The sequence below is a fragment of the Microcystis sp. 49638_E5 genome, assembly GCF_021300285.1.
Taxonomy (GTDB): domain Bacteria; phylum Cyanobacteriota; class Cyanobacteriia; order Cyanobacteriales; family Microcystaceae; genus Microcystis; species Microcystis aeruginosa_C.
This window is the reverse complement of record NZ_JAJTDH010000007.1, coordinates 59,880-77,612: the sequence shown is the minus strand read 5'-3', so window position 1 is coordinate 77,612 and position 17,733 is coordinate 59,880. Positions and strand designations below refer to the sequence as shown.

The window sequence follows — 17,733 nt, the reverse complement described above, 5'->3', positions numbered from 1 at the left end:
TTTTTGCCTTACCCCATCTTGAAGAAAGATGGGTTTTTTGCCATTATACTAAATCCAGTTATTAAAAATTGATTATTTATTCTTCCTTTTGCCTCTCCGCAGTCCCAGAACCCTACAGCGTTCCAATTAATCTTAACCCCTATTAGAGATTAATACTTTGTAGGGTTGATTCATGAATCAACCCTACAGCGTTCCCATTAATCTTAACCCCTATTAGAGATTGAAACTGGGAGGCAAAAATCAGCGATACTGATATTGAGATCACGATGGTGAATCCAGAAGAGCTAAAGGAGACAGAAAATGGCTAACGAAACCGTCACTTATTCCCTAGAAGCTGTTTTGACAAGGATTGAGGGGAAAATCGACTCTCTGGAAAAACGGATCGATGAGAGATTTGATCAGGTAGATGAGAGATTTGATAAGATAGAAGAACGGTTGACAAAAGTGGAAATAGGACAAGTCGAACTCAAAGGGGAGATTAAAGCCTTGGATGAGCGACTAACCACAGAAATTAAAGGGTTAACTGCAAGAGTTGCCTATCAGGAATTTACCAATCGGGGGATTCTCATCGCTCTGGTTGTAGCCATTTTAGGAGGGGCTGCTAAACTTTTTGGTTTTTTCCCCAATCCCTAACAGCGATCGCCCTAAAATGCTGTAGAATTAACTTGACAAATATTAAAACGCAGCCAAAGACTCTCTGGGAAATGCAGTTAAATAATTGGATGGCAACCTAAAAATATGAGTGAATTAACTATTCGTCCAGCTAAAATTACTGGTGTCATCCCAGATTCGATCGCCGCCGAGATAGGTTTTGAAATCGGGGATGCGCTCGTCTCTATTAATGGTAATCGTCCCCGGGACTTAATCGATTATCAATTTTTATGTGCCGATGAATTTTTAACCCTAGAAGTGCTTGATAGTCAGGGCAAAACTCACCAAGTAAAAATCGAAAAAGATTATCATGAAGACTTAGGTTTAGAGTTTGAAACTGCCCTTTTTGATGGCTTAATTCAGTGTAATAATAAATGTCCTTTTTGCTTTATCGATCAACAACCAGAGGGCAAAAGAGAAACTTTATACTATAAAGATGATGACTATCGCTTAAGTTTTCTCTATGGCAGTTATTTAACCTTAACTAATCTCACCTCAAAAGAATGGCAGCGGATCGAAAAGATGCGAATCTCACCGCTTTTTGTGTCCGTTCATGCCACGGAACCCGATCTGAGAATTCGTCTCTTAAAAAATCCCCGCGCTGGTCAAATTTTAGACCATTTAAAATGGCTACAAGCCAGACAATTACAAATTCATGCACAAGTGGTAGTTTGTCCCAATATTAATGATGGAATTCATCTCGAAAGAACCCTGTTAGATCTGGTTTCTTTTCATCGGGGAGATATTCCCTGTGTGGAGTCGATTGCCGTAGTTCCCGTGGGATTAACCCGCTTTCGTCCCCAAGAAGATGAATTAATTCCTGTTAGCCAAGAAAAAGCGCGAGAAGTGATTGAACAAGTCCAAACTTTACAGAAAAAATTTCGTCAAGAATTTGGCAGTAATGTGGTATGGTTAGCCGATGAATGGTTTTTAATTGCCCGAGTCGATTTACCCCCTCAATCTCACTACGAAGACTATCCCCAAATCGGTAACGGAGTTGGCTCGATTCGTCAATTTATTAGGGATTTCCAGAAGACAGCTAAGAAGTTATTGCCTGCTCAAATTACTCCCTCTAGACGGTTGGTATGGGTAGTGGGAAATGCCGTAGAACAAGCTTTTCAACCCCTAGTTAAACAGTTAAATAAGGTGCGGGGTTTAACCGTGGAATTAGTGGCTTTAAATAGTGATTATTGGGGGCAGGAAATCACGGTTACGGGTTTATTAACTGGGCAAGATATTCTCAAAGGATTACAAGGTAAAAATCTTGGGGATGGGGTTTTATTACCTTCTCTCATGCTTAAGCATGGGGAAGCGGTATTTTTAGATGATATCACCCTAGAAACTGTTATTAATCAGTTAAGAGTCCCTATTTATCCAGTCCTGGGAGTGGAGGAATTAATTAAAACTTGTCTTACTCTCAATCCTTTCTCTGACTTTCTCTCACATATAGGTGAGCAGTAAAAGTGATTAAAAGAGGGCGAATGCAATTCGCCCCTACAATAATATTATTGCGCCAATGGTAGGGGCGCATCGCGTGCGCCCAAAATGTAATATAGATATTTCGACCAAATTGATTTGAGTTTTTACTGAGCGGTATTAAGTAAAAAATTGCCGTTTTCTTGGCACTGATAACTGATTACTGATTACTGATTACTGATAACTGTCTTAGCCGATTTCCGCATTACCTGTACCTTGAAACATCAGCCAAGAGAGGAAAAAATTAGCCACAAAAATCGCTAATAAAGAAGTTACCACAGCCGTGGTAGTAGATTGACCAACTCCTTTAGCACCGCCGGTGGTGGTTAAACCCCAACTGCAGCCGATAATGGCAATTAAAACCCCAAAAATTAGCGACTTTAACATAGAACTAATTAAATCCCATGTTTCCATAAAATTTTGGGCTGATTGTAAAAATAGGGAATAGGAAATGCCGTAAAGACTATCAGAAATAAATAAACCCCCCAGTAGCCCTGTGACTAAAGAGATAATAGTGAGCAGGGGTAACATTAAACTACAGGCAATCACCCGGGGAATGACCAAATAATCGATCGGATCGGTTTTTAAAATATATAAAGCGTCAATTTGTTCTGTTACTCGCATTGTACCAATTTCGGCTGCAAAAGCCGAGCCAACTCTCCCCGCCACCACCACCGCAGTTAAAACCGGGGCTAATTCCCTGGTTAAAGCCAAGGAAAGGACTCCCCCAACAAAACTACCCGCCCCAAAAAAAATAAATTCTCTGGCTACCTGAATAGTGAAAACCATACCCACAAAAGCAGCAGTAATTAGGGCAATTGTCAAGGATTCTGGTCCCACAATACTCATTTGTTCAAGAGTATTACGCCGGTGGATTTTGCCATTAAGAATATGTAAAAAAGTTTGTCCCGCTAACAAACCGGCAGCCCCCAAACGCTGAAACCATAAACTTAAACCACCGGCAACATCACTTTTTCTTGGCATTTGTCGAGGGACTATCGCTAAAATCTAACTTATTATAGGCGAGAATTCCCTCTGATACTAAATCTGGTTATTAAAAACTGATTATTTATTCTCCGTTTTGCATGAGTGCCTCTTGCCTTTTGCCTGTCCTGATATGTAGCCTATACTCAAAGGATTTAGTATGATTATCCCTCGATTGTGGCGACTTGCTTTGATGCCACTCGATCGAGGGATAACAAACCATGGTTTTGTGCTGCCAGCAGGGGATAATAGAATTATCTAGTAGCCGTCAGCTATCAACCCTGATTCTTTATCCATGCCAGATTTAGCCAAAATTATCCTGAAAAACCATAAAATTGATGCTGTTAAACGATTCCATCCTTGGATATTTTCCGGGGCGATTAAAGAGATGGCGGGAGAAGTCAAAGAGGGTGCTATCGTTGAGGTTTATAGCGATCGAGGCGAATATCTAGCCACTGGACTGTATAATCCTAGCAATATTGCCGTTAAAATTCTTTCTTTCCAAAAAGTCAGCGATATTGCTCAATTATTTCTCGAAAAATTCCAGAATGCCTATCAGCTGCGGCAACAAATCGGTTTAGTGGATAACCCGAAAACTAACTGTTATCGCTTAATTAACGCTGAAGGAGACGGTTTACCTAGTTTAATCGTCGATTGGTACAATGGCACGGCGGTTATTCAAGCTTATTCCTTAGCTTTATACCAACGTCTCGATCTGATTGTCGATTGTCTGAAAACTATCTACGCTGACAATTTACGGGCAGTTTACGATAAAAGTGCCGCAGTTTTAGCGAAAAGCGCCCATACTTCCGAGAATAAATACTTATTTGGTCAAAAAACCAGCGATGAGGTGTTAGAGTCCGGCCATCGCTTTATTATTGATTGGGAAAAGGGACAAAAAACGGGATTTTTCCTCGATCAAAGAGAAAATAGAGCTTTATTAGCCCAATATTGTCAGAATAAACGGGTTTTAAACACTTTTTCTTATTCTGGCGGCTTTTCCGTCTATGCTATGCAAGCGGGGGCTGCCCTAGTCCATTCCGTTGATAGTTCCCACGGTGCGATCGATCTTACCGAAAAAAATATCGCCCTGAATAATCTCAGCGAAGTTCCCCATCAATCCTACAGCACCGATGTTTTTAACTTTCTGCGCGACTGTCAGGAGGATTACGATCTGATTGTCCTCGATCCCCCCGCTTTTGCCAAAAGTATCCAATCCCGTCATCAGGCGGTTATGGCTTATAAAAGATTAAATCAGCAAGCTTTCCAGAAAATTCGCCCCCAAGGTATTATTTTCACCTTTTCCTGTTCCCAAGTGGTTAACGAAGAACATTTTCAGGGGGCTGTCATGGCTGCCGCTATTGAATCGGCTCGCCCAGTGCGAATTTTAGCACGTTTAAGCCAACCGGCGGACCATCCCACCAGTATCTATCACTCGGAAGGTTCCTACCTGAAAGGATTGGTTTTAGCGGTGGATTGATGGAAAATTAAACGATTACCATCCGGATCATAGATGTAGATTTCCCTGCCGTGGGAAGCCTGGCTAATTTCTCCCCTAGCACCATAGCCGATTTCGCTCCAATGCTCGATCGCTTTTTCGAGACTCTCCACCTCGAAACAAATGCTCATGCCACTGCCCCTAGAATCGCCAAATTCCTCTCTGTGGGACTCTTTATGGCAAAAAAGACCTAATTTAAGGTTAATCAGCCTAAATTCCGCATAAACGGCGGCAAGGTAGGGGCTTGGTTCCTGCTGCAACAGTTGACGATAAAACTGCACCGAGCGATCAAAATTACTCGTTCCTAGAGCAATAAAAGCCTCTGTGTAATTGAATGGACTATCGGGGGGGTTATTCATCGGGGTTGGCAAGCTTTTTCAGTGATCGGTAAACAGTAAACAGTAAACTGATAACAAGAGCCGAATCTAAAACCTAATTGGTTGAACGAAAAGCTTTGATGTGCTTAGTTTATAACCTTCTTTTTAGGTAGGAGAATTGCCAGATTCTCTCTTTTGCCCGTTGCATTCAGAAGCTGATAACTGACAAAAAAGGCTGAAAATGCTTCAGCCTCGTCTAAAAAATCAGATTTTACCCGCAAAATTAAGGAATAGGATTAGCCGGCTCCTTGCCTTCCAGGGTTTCGGGAACAGCTTCCGTCTTACCAAAAGCGACTCTGAGGAAGGGAGGAGCGAGGAAAGTGGTCAGGATTACCATAATAATAATCGACACCTCTAAAGGCTTATCCAAAATTCCGCTGGCCGAACCAATCCCAGCAAAAACTAGACCCACCTCACCCCGGGGAATCATGCCCACACCGATGGCGAGGCGATTGATTCCGGATATGCCAAAAACTGCCCAGCCCGTCACCAGTTTACCGATAATCGCCACAACCATCAAAAAGACAGCGATCAAAAGTCCAGCCCGATTCTCCGGTACCGTTGGGTTTAAAACACCGAGATCGGCACGCGCTCCCACCGTCACAAAGAAAATCGGTACAAGCAAATCGGCGATCGGTTTGATCAACTCATCCAACTCGTTGCGGGTATCGGTTTCATCAAGAACCAAACCGGCGGCAAAGGCCCCTAAAATCGCTTCAAGATGAATAGCATTGCCCAAAAATGCCATAAAGAAAGCGAAGACAAATGCGGGAATAACAATATTTCCCCGAGTTTTCAGCCGCTCCACGATCGCCACAAAACTTTTGTTAAAAATACCTCCCAACAAAATTGATCCGATCAAAAAGGCCGTGGCACTGACGATTAGGTAAATAACATTGACCACATCAATCTCACCAGTTTTGGCCAAACTAGCGACCACAGCCAGAACAATAATACCAAGGACATCATCGATCACCGCTGCACCGACAATAATTTGCCCTTCTTTGGATTTGAGTTGACCTAACTCGGACAACACCTTCGAGGTAATACCGATACTGGTTGCTGTCAAGGCAGCCCCTGCAAAAATCGCCGGGATAGCCGCCACATGAAAGACGAGCATTAACCCGGCCGTACCTGCCGCAAAAGGTGCCGCAACCCCCACACAGGCCACAACCGTGGCTTGAATTCCCACTTCCTTGAGTTGTCGGAGGTCGGATTCTAGGCCAATTTCAAACAGCAGAATAATCACACCGATTTCAGCTAGAACCGAAATCACTTCACTTTGGGACTCAAAGATCCGGTCCACGGCAGCCGGGGCCAATTGATTCAATCCTTGCAGTACCGTCATAATCAGCGAGTCAGAGGCCGATAGTCCCCCTTCGGGAAAGATGAGCAGATGCAAGGCCGAAACGCCGACAATCACACCGGCGACCAGTTCTCCCAGTACGGGAGGAAAATCTAATCGTCTGGCGGCCTCTGCGCCGAGCTTGCTGGCCAGATAAATCACCACCAGTGTCAGCAATACGCCAGAGAGAATAATCGGTGAATCCTCGGCCACAACGGTGGCAAGCAAGGGGAGCGGAGTCATGGGGGCTGCTATCTCCCCAATCAAAGGAGGCAGAATAGGGGACAAAATCATCAGTTTAAAGGGATGAGGGTTAAAGGTTTCAGGTGGTCATAAAACTGGGGGATAGGAAAAAGGGCCACCGCTCAAGGACAGTCAGGCTGCAGATGGGGTGGCCCGGATCAAGACAAGCTTAGTTGTCTAGATTTCACAGCCCTCTGGTCCACAGAAACTCTGTCCGTACAGAACCTCCGCATCACAGAGATAGATCATGCCCGCAAAATTGAGGAAAAACTGATCGGCAACCTGCTTGGCAATATTTTGGGCCATAATTCGATCGGGGGTAAGTATCTCGAACTTAACATTCGTATCGGTTTCGGAAACGTGGGGTTGTCCCGACGAGCGCACGTTGCGACTGCCTTTACCGCCAGTATCCATCACCGTGTAACCGGTCGCCCCGCATTCTTCGATGATCTTGGCGACTTTTTTCAGCAAAATCTTTTCTGTGACGATGACGAGCTTTTTGGCTGGTTTGGCCATGTTGATTATCTCCTTAAATGTGTACACTTATTTGCTTGGTAGGCCCCGTCAAGGGAGCGCCCACCGACCACAATCCTAGCCGCCGCTGAGGGCCTGGGCGAGACCAAGGAAGAACGGGATACATAAGCCGATCGCTACGGGCGTACCGATGGCCGTGGACGCACCTATATAGGCGGAGGGATTAGCCGAGGGGATACCGGCCCGCAACGTGGGCGGCCCAGAGATGTCGGAACTAGAGGAAGCGATGACGGCCAGAACCACGACACCGCCCCAACTGAACCCGGTGGCGTAGTGGGCAATCATGCCGAGACCGAAGGCGATTAGCCCATGCACAAAGGGTGCTAGTACGCTATAGACAACATACCACTGGGCTACCTTACGCAGTTCACCCACCCTTGACCAAGCCTCCATCCCCATGACCAGCATCAAGATCGAAAGCAAGCCGCGAAAGAGGGGATCGTAGAAGCTTTTATAGACAGTTTCCGGCTGGGTGAAGATGCCCAAAGCCAGACCTAATAACATGGCCGATAGGGCAGGTCCGCGAAGGCTTTCTTCAATGATCGGCCAAATCTTGACCCGATTATCCGCTGGCTGCTGTAGGCTGAGATATTCCTGCCGACTGCTGGGATAACCCTGCTGATCGGAATAATCCCCGGCCGCCACCGGCTGCTTGCTAAAAGACTCGTGGTCGTGGGCCGCTTCTTTCTGCTTCTTCTTGTTAAGATAAATGTTAGCCACCACGATCGCCGTTACCAGCGCCGGGATATCCATAAAAGGATAGAGTGCGCCGGCCCAGGCCTCGTAGGGGATCTTTTGTTCTTCCAGTACCGTCAGACCGGCGGCCATAGTCGAGCCACTCACGGCTCCAAATAATCCCCCAGTAGCGATCGCATCCACCACTTTCACCTTGGGCAGATTGGCTAAGGTATAGCGCGCGACGAAGACCACAATAATCCCTACTATGACGGCAAAGATCATTGGTAATACCATTTCCGTCAGGTTGGAATTGCGGATGGCAATCCCGCCGGTCAGACCGATTTTGGTCAGCAGCATGAAGACGATGATCGTACAAATCGACTCTGGAATGACCAATTCACTCCCGAGAGCAGCAATGATCATGCCACCAATCAAAAAGGCCAGTGTTGGGGACTGCAACTGCTGGATAAAGTCCATGACAAACAATGAGAAAAAATCCACGAATACCTCCTTACGCCTCCCCTGATGAGGAGTATTAATACAAATGAACTTTCAAGAGTTAAAGAAAATAAGGGTCAGGTGCTTCACCCCAACAGCAGGCGTACTTCCCAAAGCGGTTAAATTTATGTCGGGTAAACCCCTTGATTAACCTCAAAATCCTCTGGTTCTTGGTGAGGATGGGTCTTGACAAAAGTTACCGCTTGTTGTAGGGCGATGGTTCTGTCCATTAGCACATGATCGGGGGGGATTTGGGCTAAAATGCCGAGACGTTCCAAACGATGCTGGATTTTGCTGGTGGCACCAACGATAAAGACTTGTAAACCTTTATCGATCGCATCTTTAATCGCATTTTCGATCGCTAAAGAAGCTGTCACCCCTAACAAAGGCACATCACTCAAGTCCAAGATTAAAACATCCGCTTCCTTCATGGCTGTGTGTTCTCTGGCGATCGCTTTCGAGACTCCAAAGATCATCGGACCACTGAGATAAAATAGGATGATGCGACCGTTAGCTTGGTTGAGTAACCGTTTTTCTTCTGGACTTAGGAGAATCTCGTCATCGTTATCGGTGATCGTTTTCACTTCCTGCGCTTGCAGTTCACTGAGGCGATCGATGGTGAGAATATTAGCAATAAAGACCCCCACACCCACAGCAACGATCAGATCGACGAATACTGTTAATAACAGTACACCGTACATGATTAGCGTCCCTTTTAGAGAAATCTTGTGGGAGCGTTTCAGGAAACTCCAGTCGAGAATATCGATCCCCACTTTTAGGGCAATCCCCGCTAATACCGCCATGGGGATACTCTTAGTTAAACCGGCGGCCCAGAGAACGACGACTAATAAAATTAAAGCGCGAGTAATGCCAGAAAGGGCAGTGGTCGCACCGGTTTGAATATTGACGACAGTTCCCATCGTGGCCCCGGCACCGGGTAAACCGCCACAGATTCCTGATACTAAGTTACCAATACCTTGACCAATCAATTCTTTATTCGATTTGTGTTCGGTACGGGTCAAACTATCGGCAATTACCGCCGTTAATAGGGTATCAATACAACCCAACATCCCTAAAACTGCCCCATCCACCAACATTGTGATCATTTGGGCAGCACTAAAGGTGGGCATTTGCAAGGTGGGTAAACCCACAGGAATATCCCCAATCCGGCGAATTTCAGCACCTTGGAAGAAAAACAGCGAAATCAGAGTTCCTATCACCAAAGCTAATAACTGAGGGGGGACAAAACGCTTGAATTTCGAGGGCATCAGAAAGATGATCGCCAAGGTGATCGCCCCCAGAATGGCTTCGGGGGGATTGATATTAGAGAGTAGTTCCGGGATTTTCTGCACTGTGCCTAAAACCCCTCCTTTGGGGGCGGCTTGCCCTAAAAATGGCGGAATTTGCAGAATAATCAGGATTACCCCGATCCCAGACATAAAGCCAGAAATAACGCTATAGGGCATCAGGGTGATGTATTTACCCATTTTGAAGATACCGAACAGAATCTGGAAAATGCCCGCTAACATGACTACCGTAAAGGCCATGGGTAGGCCTAATTCGGGATTTTTGGCGGTTAAACTGGCCACGATCGCCGTCATTACTACCGTCATCGGCCCCGTTGGTTCCGAAATTAACGTGGGTGTGCCACCAAAAAGGGCAGCAAAAAAACCCACACAGACAGCACCGTACAAACCAGCGATCGCTCCAGCCCCAGAAGCTACACCGAAAGCGAGAGCTAGAGGGAGAGAAACGATGGCAGCTGTTAGACCACCGAATATATCGCCCCGCAAATTGTCAAAGTGAATACGATTGGTTATTTCCATGAGAATCCAACTGAGCAAAGGGTTTTTTGCCACAACAAAGCCGGCGGTTGAGAGACCAGCCTTGATAGACAAAAGTTTATGGTTTTTAAAGATCGATTGTTATAAATCTATACTAGAACGGATATCTTGACAAGCAAATTTTATAAATTGAGTTTAAATCGATATATCTTTACAAAAGTATTGATTTAAACCTATGATGTAAGCGGTGTGGGGAGGTTTTCACTCGTTCCCCTCCATTCCTGCTTCTGTTTAGCAAAGCTCCTCAAGGCAGTAACAGAAGTGTAGCTCTCTAGAGGCCTCTCTTGATTCACGCCACTTTACATCAACTGATTGTCTTTGAAGCGACCGCTCGTCATGGCAGTTTCACCAGGGCTGCTGAAGAACTATCGATCACCCAACCCACCGTTTCTACCCAGATGAAACAACTGACTAAATCAGTGGGTCTGCCCTTATTTGAACAGATAGGCAAACGTTTGTATTTAACCGAGGCCGGACGCAGTTTATTAGTCACCTGTCAGGCAGTCCTCAAGGATCTTGATAACTTTGAGATGGCGATCGCTGATATCAAGGGCATTAAACAGGGTAAACTGCGTTTAGCGGCGGTATCCACAGCCCAATATTTAATCCCTCAGATCCTAGGTCCTTTTTGTCAACAGTACCAAGGGGTAGATGTGTCCCTAGAATTGACCAATCACCAAGACCTAGAAGCAAGGATTATCAATAATGTTGATGACCTATATATTTTAAGCGAACCCCCCCAAGATCTAAACCTGGAGATTCAACCGTTTCTGGAAAATCCCCTTGTGGTCATTGCACGCAAAGATCACCCCCTAGCGGGACAGAAAAAAATTCCGATTAAACGGCTGCAAGGGGAACCTTTTATTATGCGGGAAATGGGATCGGGAATTAGACGGGCAGTACAGCAAATTTTTCTCGATCATGGTATCACTTTATCTCTGCGTTTGGAAATCGGCAATAATGAAGCCATTAAACAAGCGGTCGCCGGTGGTTTAGGAATTTCGGTTCTGTCTCAGCACGTCTTAAATTTAGATCCTCCCAATGGGGAATTTACCATCCTTGACGTGGAAGATTTTCCCATCCAACGCCATTGGTATGTGGTTTATCCCAAGGATAAAAAACTATCCGTGATCGCCAAGACTTTTCTTGATTATCTCCTCTCAGGGGAATTAGGGGCATAAGCTAGGGTCTGCTGAAAAACTTTTTCGTGGGGGCAGGGTGTGGGGTGTGGGGTGTGGGGTGTAGGGTTTTACCCATTTTCAGAGGGTCAATTACCTAATTTTCAGGGAAAAAGTGCCTAAATTTCCGAAAAAGTGCCTAAATTTCCCCCCCGATCCCCCCAATGTCTGGCACTTTTTGATGGGAAAAAAGTCTAAAATTCTTATCCAACAAGGTTTTTAGATTTATTCAGCAGACTCTAAGTACCCACAGACCCCCGATCAAGTCGAATTCGGTAAGCGCAAGCGCTCGATCTATCTCCCATCCGAAAAGGTGGAGATCAAGAACTCGATCGCGCGGGGAAACCGATCGGCGAGATCCTCAAGGCGATCGATTCTCCCAAAACCCGCCAGGATTTAATCCTCATAAATGCGGCACTCTAAGGCATCAGGATTGGCTTCGCAGTAGGACTGAAGTGAGTTAGTCCCCTGTTTTTTGACCCGTTGATGGGAGGCTTCCGCTTGGAGTTCCTCAACCACATCCCAGGCCGCAGCGCAATCGGGAGAGGTTTCACCCTTGGCCGCACAAATTGCCCGTGCGTCTTCCCGGGCTGCTTCAATTTCATCTTCAATGAACAACCGCTTGGGCTTTTCAACAAAATCGCTCTTGAAGAGAATATCACTGACAGAAATAATACCCAGCAAAGTTTTGCCCTGAATCACTGGTGCGCGGCGAATGCGGGTTTGAGCAAATAACCGGGCTACATATTCCACCCCCAGTTCGGGATTGACCACCACACAGGGCTTGGCCATAATTTCATAGACCCGCATAGTTTTAGGATCGTGGCCAAAGGCCGCCACTTTGTAAACGATGTCGGTTTCGGTGACAATTCCATAGGGGTCCTGTTCATGGCGCGGTTCGACAATCAACCCCCGCAGTTGTTTTTCTTTCATCAATTTCACGGCATCGGCAACCGTTGCCGAACCACGAATGGTGACAACGTTTTGGGTCATAATTTCTTGAGCTTGCAGCATAGGAGTTGGATGGTGTTGTTAAATTAAAGAACTGGTATAAACGCAAAAGTTGACTAGGGTTGGCCCGATAGCAATTTCCTAGACTCTTGTGGGCTGAGTGCCACTTTGAACACAGATGACAAAGACCAATGGGCGATCGCTGGTTGGGTTTGGGACGGGGTGGCGGCGGCTGTGTTCCCCTGAGTGCCTGGAGCATAGGCCTCCAGCACAGCGCCATTTTGCCAACACATGGCGATGAAATAATCACACACTGGGCATTCCGTCTGAGCAACTTGCCGGGCCGGACACTTATATCCTGCGGGCAGGCGATCGCTCAAGAGCCGTTGAGCTACGCTGCCACAGTTGGGACACCGGATTTCTATAAGCTTGTTCATCGCCATACCTCAAAATTAAATAGTGGTGTGAGAAGGAAAGGGTCAACTTCGGACGTTTGCCCAGAGTGTTTGTTCACAGTGGAAGACTATAATTGTCGTTCTACGGCTGCCGTAAATTCTTCATAGGGTTTAACCCCAACTAATGTTTCTATCAATTTCCCCTGTTTAAATACCATGACAGCCGGAATACTTTTAATTTCAAAGCGTTTGGCCACGGGTTTGTTACTGTCCAGGTCAAGTTTGAAGACTTTGGCGCGATCGCGATAGTCATCAGCCAATCGATCGATCAACGGAGCCACCAGTTTGCAAGGTCCACACCAGGTTGCCGTGCAATCTACCACCAACAGAGATTCACTCTTTAAGAGGGAATCAAATTCAGTTTCATCTTGAATAAATGTAGCCGTACCCATGTTTATATCTCCAGATTGATGCTGTGTAACTTAGTACAAATTCTCTGATCGCTGCGTTTTACAATATAAATTCAGCTTTGAACCGCTCCTCATCTAAAAATGCTTGGCCTTTGACCCTTTAACTTTGTCCGCCTCCCGGGGGTATCGTCTATAGTTTGGTTGTCCCAGACATCGATGGTGACATCTAGTCCCTGCTCATGCGCGGGTTTTAATTTGTAAGTCGTCATCGGCTGCCCCCAATCAAAACAAATTTGCGACGTTAAGTTGCGATAATATGGTTTTGCAAGTTGTTGCATTTAGATACCCTATGACAGCGACCCCTTCCAACGATTTATCTGCCTGGGAGCGGCTAGAACAAGGCAGACAAGCAAAAGCAAGCAACGGTGGTTATGCGGGCTACGGCTCCCCTGCCTTTGGACAACGATCGATCGATGGGGAATTAGTGGATGATCCGGAAGAGTGCCGGGTCATTGAACTGATTCGCCGTCATCACAAATCAGGGAAATCCTTGCAGAAGATCGCCGATTGGCTTAATGAACAGGGCTACACCACCAAACGCGGTCTACCATGGCAGCGTATTTCCGTAAAGCGGGTGCTGGATCGACTTTATGGAAAGGTGTCCAGAATTTCCGGAGTAACCCTTCAGGCCGACCAGAACCCGGAAGTACTCACCCCAGCGTCTGGTGATGCCGCCCCTGAAACCATTAGAGGCTGAATAACCCCTAAATAAAAAGTTTCAGGCTTTAACCTGTTACATCCCTCTATGATACACCGAAGTGGGTCTAAAATCTTTACGAGTTTAATAAAAATTGTAACAAAACGTTACATCTTTTAGGAAAAAGTTAAATGACGCTACACTTTGAGATAGTTTTAGAACGGGTTTTGGCAACTCTGAGAGTCTGGGTTCTTTGCCCAGTGGCTGTTCTGTCTATCTTGGCCTTTGCGATTGCAGGATGGTGCTGATGTCCCTCGATACACCTCTGAGTTGGGCCCCCGATCTGGAAAAGGCGATCAATCGCCACCCCTTGACGGTGCCGCCAACCACTTCCCTGGCAGATGCGATCGCCATGATCGGTCAGGCCCATAGTCGTCTGTGTTTGCTCACCGATGACCTATCTCCTCTAGCTCCTCCGGCCGGAGAAGCGCGTGTTAGCTGTCTGCTGGTGGTGCAGGGGCAAGAGTTATTAGGAATTTTGACAGAACGGGATGTGGTGCGACTCACCGCCCAAGGAATTAACCTGTCCGAGACAACCGTTGCCGATGTGATGGTGCATCCCCTGATCACGTTGCCCCAGCAATCTGCTCAAGACATTTTTGCTGCCCTGTTTTTGTTTCGGCGCTACCGCATTCGCCATTTGCCGATTGTCGATGACCAAGGACACTTAATCGGGGTGATTTCCCATGAAAGTATTCGCCAGATATTGCGTCCGGCCAATCTGTTGCGGTTTCGTCGCGTATCCGATGTGATGACCAGTCAAGTGGTACAGGCCCCACTCACCGCCACAGTCTTGCAATTGGCCCAGTTAATGGCGGAACATCGTGTCAGTTGTGTGGTGATCACCCAGAGAAATTCCGAAGACAATGACTACCCTGTTGGTATTGTGACAGAGCGAGATCTTGTCCAGTTTCAAGCAGTTCAAATCGATCTGCACAAAACTAGGGCCCAGACGGTGATGAGTACGCCGTTATTTCTCCTCAGTCCCGAGGATTCCCTGTGGACGGCCCATCAGGAAATGCAAAAACGGCGGGTGGGGCGTTTGGTGGTTTCTTGGAACTGGGGTCGGGGGTTGGGTATTGTCACACAAACCAGTCTGTTAAGGGTTTTTGACCCGATGGAAATGTATGGGGTGATTGAAAATTTACAACAAACCATTCAACAGCTAGAGTCCGAGCGATCGCCCTCCCTTCCTTCTCCACCGGCGGACTTATTACCCCAACGGACCCGCACCCCATCAGAAAAAGAGAGCGCTGGCGATCGCGAATTATTACTAGCCTTGCTGGACAATGCCTACAAAGACGTAAAGTATATGTTGGCTAACTTAGATATTGTCGTCGAGCAGCGGCGATCTTTGCTTCAATCTGTTCTAGATAAGCTTGAGTACCTCGGCCGTGAAATTAGCTCTTAGTAAGCTGTTCGGATCTCTTAGGTTTGGTGGGTAAAATGTATTCTAAGATACATTCCTCCTAGCGAGGGAGTGGAAGGAACCACAAAGACACAAAGAACACAAAGATTGATCGATCATAGAGTAAGTTAAACTTATCACACAGAACCTAGAAGCTCCTTGGATTGAGTGATAAAACCGAAAGTAACGCCCAATTTTAGGAGAAAGTTTCCCATGAAAAATTCCAAATTAGTAGATTTACAAAAATGAGATGCACCCAATCAAAGGCACATCTATCTTATACTTTAATAAGTACCTAAGTAGGTAGGTGTTAAAAGTTTTCATATCCTCCCGCCTATCGGCGCCCCCCTTATCAAGGGGGGATTAAGGGGGGATCTGCGCCCCCCTTATCAAGGGGGGATTAAGGGGGGATCTGCGCCCCCCTTATCAAGGGGGGATCAAGGGGGGATCTGCGCCCCCCTTATCAAGGGGGGATCAAGGGGGGATCAAAGGCACAATCTATCTTCAATTTAATAATTATAACCACTCATTTAATAGGATAGTTACACAACGTAAAAATTGATTAATTCAGGAGTTATTATTATGCTAGACCAAATGATGAAGATGTTGGAAGGGCAACAAATAGGCCCCTATCGTCTTAATAAGTTTCTCGGTGCCGGTGGTTTTGGGGGTGTATTTCATGCTAGTGAAATGGTCAGAAATACATCGGTCCAAGAAGTTGCTGTTAAAGTTATTCCCGAAAGTAGCGATGATAAATTAATTGAATTAACAAATGCCAGAAAGTTAGAACATTCTAATTTAATTAAGGCTTATTCGGTGGGGGAATTTACTTTTCTCAATACGGAGATGCTTTATTTAGTGATGGAATTGGCACAGGGTAGCCTAGAAAATCACATTGCCAAAGGCGGTTTATCATCAAGTGAGATTAAAAATATTGCTGCTCAAGTCGCCCAAGGTTTAAATTATCTTCATGGACAAAATAAAGTCCATCGAGATTTAAAACCGGGTAATATCCTCAAGGTTAATCAACAATACAAGTTAGCAGATTTTGGCTTAATTAGAACTTTAAATAACAAAAGCCACACTCAAACAGTCCACAATAGCGGTACAATTATTTATATGCCTCCCGAAGCCTTTAGGGGGGATATTTCATCAGCTTGGGATTTGTGGTCATTAGGTATTATGTTAATCGAAATGACCACTAATCAACTTCCCTATAAGTTTAATAATGATATTAACCAGTTAATGGCGAAGGTGATGAATTGTGAGCTACAAATCCCCAGTTTACCGAAAGAGTTTAAACAGATTATTGAAGGGTGTTTGCAAAAAGATAGAAAACAAAGATGGACAGCACAACAGGTTTTAAATGCCTTACAACCTGTGGGATGGAATTCTCCCCCGTCACCTCCACCAGCACCGGCAGCAGTCAAAAAGCCTGTTTCACCTACTCCATTTACCGAAAAACTACCCAATCGAGTAACACTGGAGATGGTGAGCTTACCAGCAGGTCAATTTCTCATGGGTTCTCCTGATAGTGATTATGAAAAGCCTCCACACCAAGTTAAAGTCAACAGTTTTGCGATCGGGAAATATCCAGTGACTCAGGCACAATATGAAGCGGTAATGGGAACCAATCCCTCTCACTTTCAAAACAATCCGCAAAATCCGGTAGAAAAGGTTAGTTGGGATGATGCTCAAGCCTTTTGTCAGAAATTGAGTCAAATAACCGGGAAAACCTATGGCCTACCGACGGAAGCGGAATGGGAATATGCTTGTCGTGCGGGGACTACTACTCGCTATTATTTCGGTGATGATGCTAGTCAGTTAGGAGATTACGCTTGGTATATCGCAAATTCTCAGAGTAAAACTCATCCTGTGGGACAGAAAAAACCCAATGCTTGGGGACTCTATGACATGAGTGGCAATGTTTGGGAATGGTGCGAAGACGATTGGCATGATAACTATATCGGAGCGCCGACGGATGGCAGTGCTTGGATAAATAATAATGATAATGATTATCGCATACGGCGGGGCGGTTCTTGGTACTACGATCCAAATAACTGCCGTTCTGCTTACCGCAGCAACTACAACCGCCGCGGCCTCACCGACGACGACTTCGGTTTTCGGGTGGTGTGCGGTGCTGGGAGGACTCTATAACCCTTTTTCCCTTTTTACCCTTTTTACCCTTTTTCTCTTTTTCCCGCCGCTAGGTGGGTCGATTTTTTTTTGAGATTTTCTAGGGTGCGTCCTGGGGAGCTTTTCGCTTTTGCCAAACTAATTTTGTCTTAACGAAACAGCATCAGCACAATTTCTAGAAATAGCTCGTTTTCTGAAAAGCCATTGGTCTTACTATGTCCTCTGAAATCACCATCAGGCTGGCTTTTGTGGTAAGATGTGTTACTTAACGTACTTTTTCAATTTATTAAGGTAATACCTAACGGATAAGTTTTGTCTATTATATAGATACAGGAGAGCCGAGTAACCATAGCAGGGGGAATCGAAAGCA

General features: G+C 45.7%; 16 protein-coding genes. 7 read left to right on the top strand and 9 right to left on the bottom strand.

Annotated features, from left to right (window positions below):
* The first annotated feature begins 300 nt into the window (after positions 1-300).
* Positions 301-633, top strand: a complete 333-nt coding sequence (locus LW728_RS02900; protein ID WP_002751577.1) for a DUF4164 family protein — start codon at positions 301-303, stop codon at positions 631-633.
* Positions 634-738: 105 nt separating this feature from the next.
* Positions 739-2,112: a TIGR03279 family radical SAM protein gene (locus LW728_RS02895; RefSeq protein ID WP_287666499.1), complete on the top strand. Its 1,374-nt coding sequence runs from the start codon at positions 739-741 to the stop codon at positions 2,110-2,112.
* Between the two features lie 204 nt (positions 2,113-2,316).
* On the opposite strand, the gene LW728_RS02890 is transcribed toward LW728_RS02895, so the two are convergent.
* A complete protein-coding gene (locus LW728_RS02890; RefSeq protein ID WP_287765104.1) occupies positions 2,317-3,111 on the bottom strand; it encodes an MlaE family lipid ABC transporter permease subunit in 795 nt (264 codons plus the stop codon).
* 295 nt (positions 3,112-3,406) lie between these two features.
* Here LW728_RS02890 and LW728_RS02885 point away from each other — a divergent pair, with 295 nt between their 5' ends.
* Positions 3,407-4,591 carry a class I SAM-dependent rRNA methyltransferase gene (locus LW728_RS02885; protein WP_002801032.1) on the top strand — a complete coding sequence of 395 codons (1,185 nt, stop codon included), beginning with the start codon at positions 3,407-3,409 and terminating at the stop codon, positions 4,589-4,591.
* Here LW728_RS02885 and LW728_RS02880 read toward each other — a convergent pair.
* From LW728_RS02880 to bicA, 5 genes are all read right to left on the bottom strand, one after another.
* Positions 4,558-4,968, bottom strand: coding sequence for a VOC family protein (locus tag LW728_RS02880; RefSeq protein ID WP_287765101.1), 411 nt, complete (start codon positions 4,966-4,968; stop codon positions 4,558-4,560). The two genes, LW728_RS02885 and LW728_RS02880, sit on opposite strands and share 34 nt — an antisense overlap.
* 241 nt (positions 4,969-5,209) lie before the next feature.
* Positions 5,210-6,625, bottom strand: a complete 1,416-nt coding sequence (locus tag LW728_RS02875; RefSeq protein ID WP_287765099.1) for a cation:proton antiporter — start codon at positions 6,623-6,625, stop codon at positions 5,210-5,212.
* Positions 6,626-6,751: 126 nt separating this feature from the next.
* Positions 6,752-7,090, bottom strand: a complete 339-nt coding sequence (locus tag LW728_RS02870; protein ID WP_002801029.1) for a P-II family nitrogen regulator — start codon at positions 7,088-7,090, stop codon at positions 6,752-6,754.
* 75 nt (positions 7,091-7,165) lie between these two features.
* Positions 7,166-8,287 carry a sodium-dependent bicarbonate transport family permease gene (locus LW728_RS02865; RefSeq protein ID WP_287765098.1) on the bottom strand — a complete coding sequence of 374 codons (1,122 nt, stop codon included), beginning with the start codon at positions 8,285-8,287 and terminating at the stop codon, positions 7,166-7,168.
* 122 nt (positions 8,288-8,409) lie between these two features.
* The gene (bicA, locus tag LW728_RS02860) at positions 8,410-10,110 is read right to left on the bottom strand and encodes a bicarbonate transporter BicA (RefSeq protein WP_287765135.1); all 1,701 of its coding nucleotides are present in this window, start codon (positions 10,108-10,110) and stop codon (positions 8,410-8,412) included.
* A 302-nt stretch (positions 10,111-10,412) separates the two neighbouring features.
* Between bicA and LW728_RS02855 the strand changes: the two genes are divergently transcribed.
* Positions 10,413-11,309: a LysR family transcriptional regulator gene (locus LW728_RS02855; RefSeq protein ID WP_002801026.1), complete on the top strand. Its 897-nt coding sequence runs from the start codon at positions 10,413-10,415 to the stop codon at positions 11,307-11,309.
* A gap of 393 nt (positions 11,310-11,702) precedes the next feature.
* Here LW728_RS02855 and LW728_RS02850 read toward each other — a convergent pair whose 3' ends face one another.
* The 3 genes from LW728_RS02850 to trxA all read right to left on the bottom strand — a co-directional run bounded on the left by LW728_RS02850 (position 11,703) and on the right by trxA (position 13,104).
* On the bottom strand, positions 11,703-12,320 hold the full coding sequence (locus tag LW728_RS02850; protein WP_287670209.1) for a CP12 domain-containing protein: 618 nt from the start codon (positions 12,318-12,320) through the stop codon (positions 11,703-11,705).
* Positions 12,321-12,373: 53 nt separating this feature from the next.
* The gene (locus LW728_RS02845; protein ID WP_353736986.1) at positions 12,374-12,700 is read right to left on the bottom strand and encodes a hypothetical protein; all 327 of its coding nucleotides are present in this window, start codon (positions 12,698-12,700) and stop codon (positions 12,374-12,376) included.
* 80 nt (positions 12,701-12,780) lie between these two features.
* A complete protein-coding gene (trxA, locus tag LW728_RS02840; protein WP_287765095.1) occupies positions 12,781-13,104 on the bottom strand; it encodes a thioredoxin in 324 nt (107 codons plus the stop codon).
* A gap of 274 nt (positions 13,105-13,378) precedes the next feature.
* On the opposite strand from trxA, the gene LW728_RS02835 reads away from it, so the two are divergent.
* From LW728_RS02835 to LW728_RS02825, 3 genes are all read left to right on the top strand, one after another.
* Complete coding sequence (locus tag LW728_RS02835; protein WP_334311557.1) at positions 13,379-13,819, top strand: recombinase family protein; 441 nt, start codon at positions 13,379-13,381, stop codon at positions 13,817-13,819.
* A gap of 238 nt (positions 13,820-14,057) precedes the next feature.
* Positions 14,058-15,230, top strand: a complete 1,173-nt coding sequence (locus LW728_RS02830; RefSeq protein ID WP_287765093.1) for a CBS domain-containing protein — start codon at positions 14,058-14,060, stop codon at positions 15,228-15,230.
* A 579-nt stretch (positions 15,231-15,809) separates the two neighbouring features.
* Positions 15,810-17,384: an SUMF1/EgtB/PvdO family nonheme iron enzyme gene (locus LW728_RS02825; protein WP_287765091.1), complete on the top strand. Its 1,575-nt coding sequence runs from the start codon at positions 15,810-15,812 to the stop codon at positions 17,382-17,384.
* The last annotated feature ends 349 nt before the right edge of the window (positions 17,385-17,733 follow it).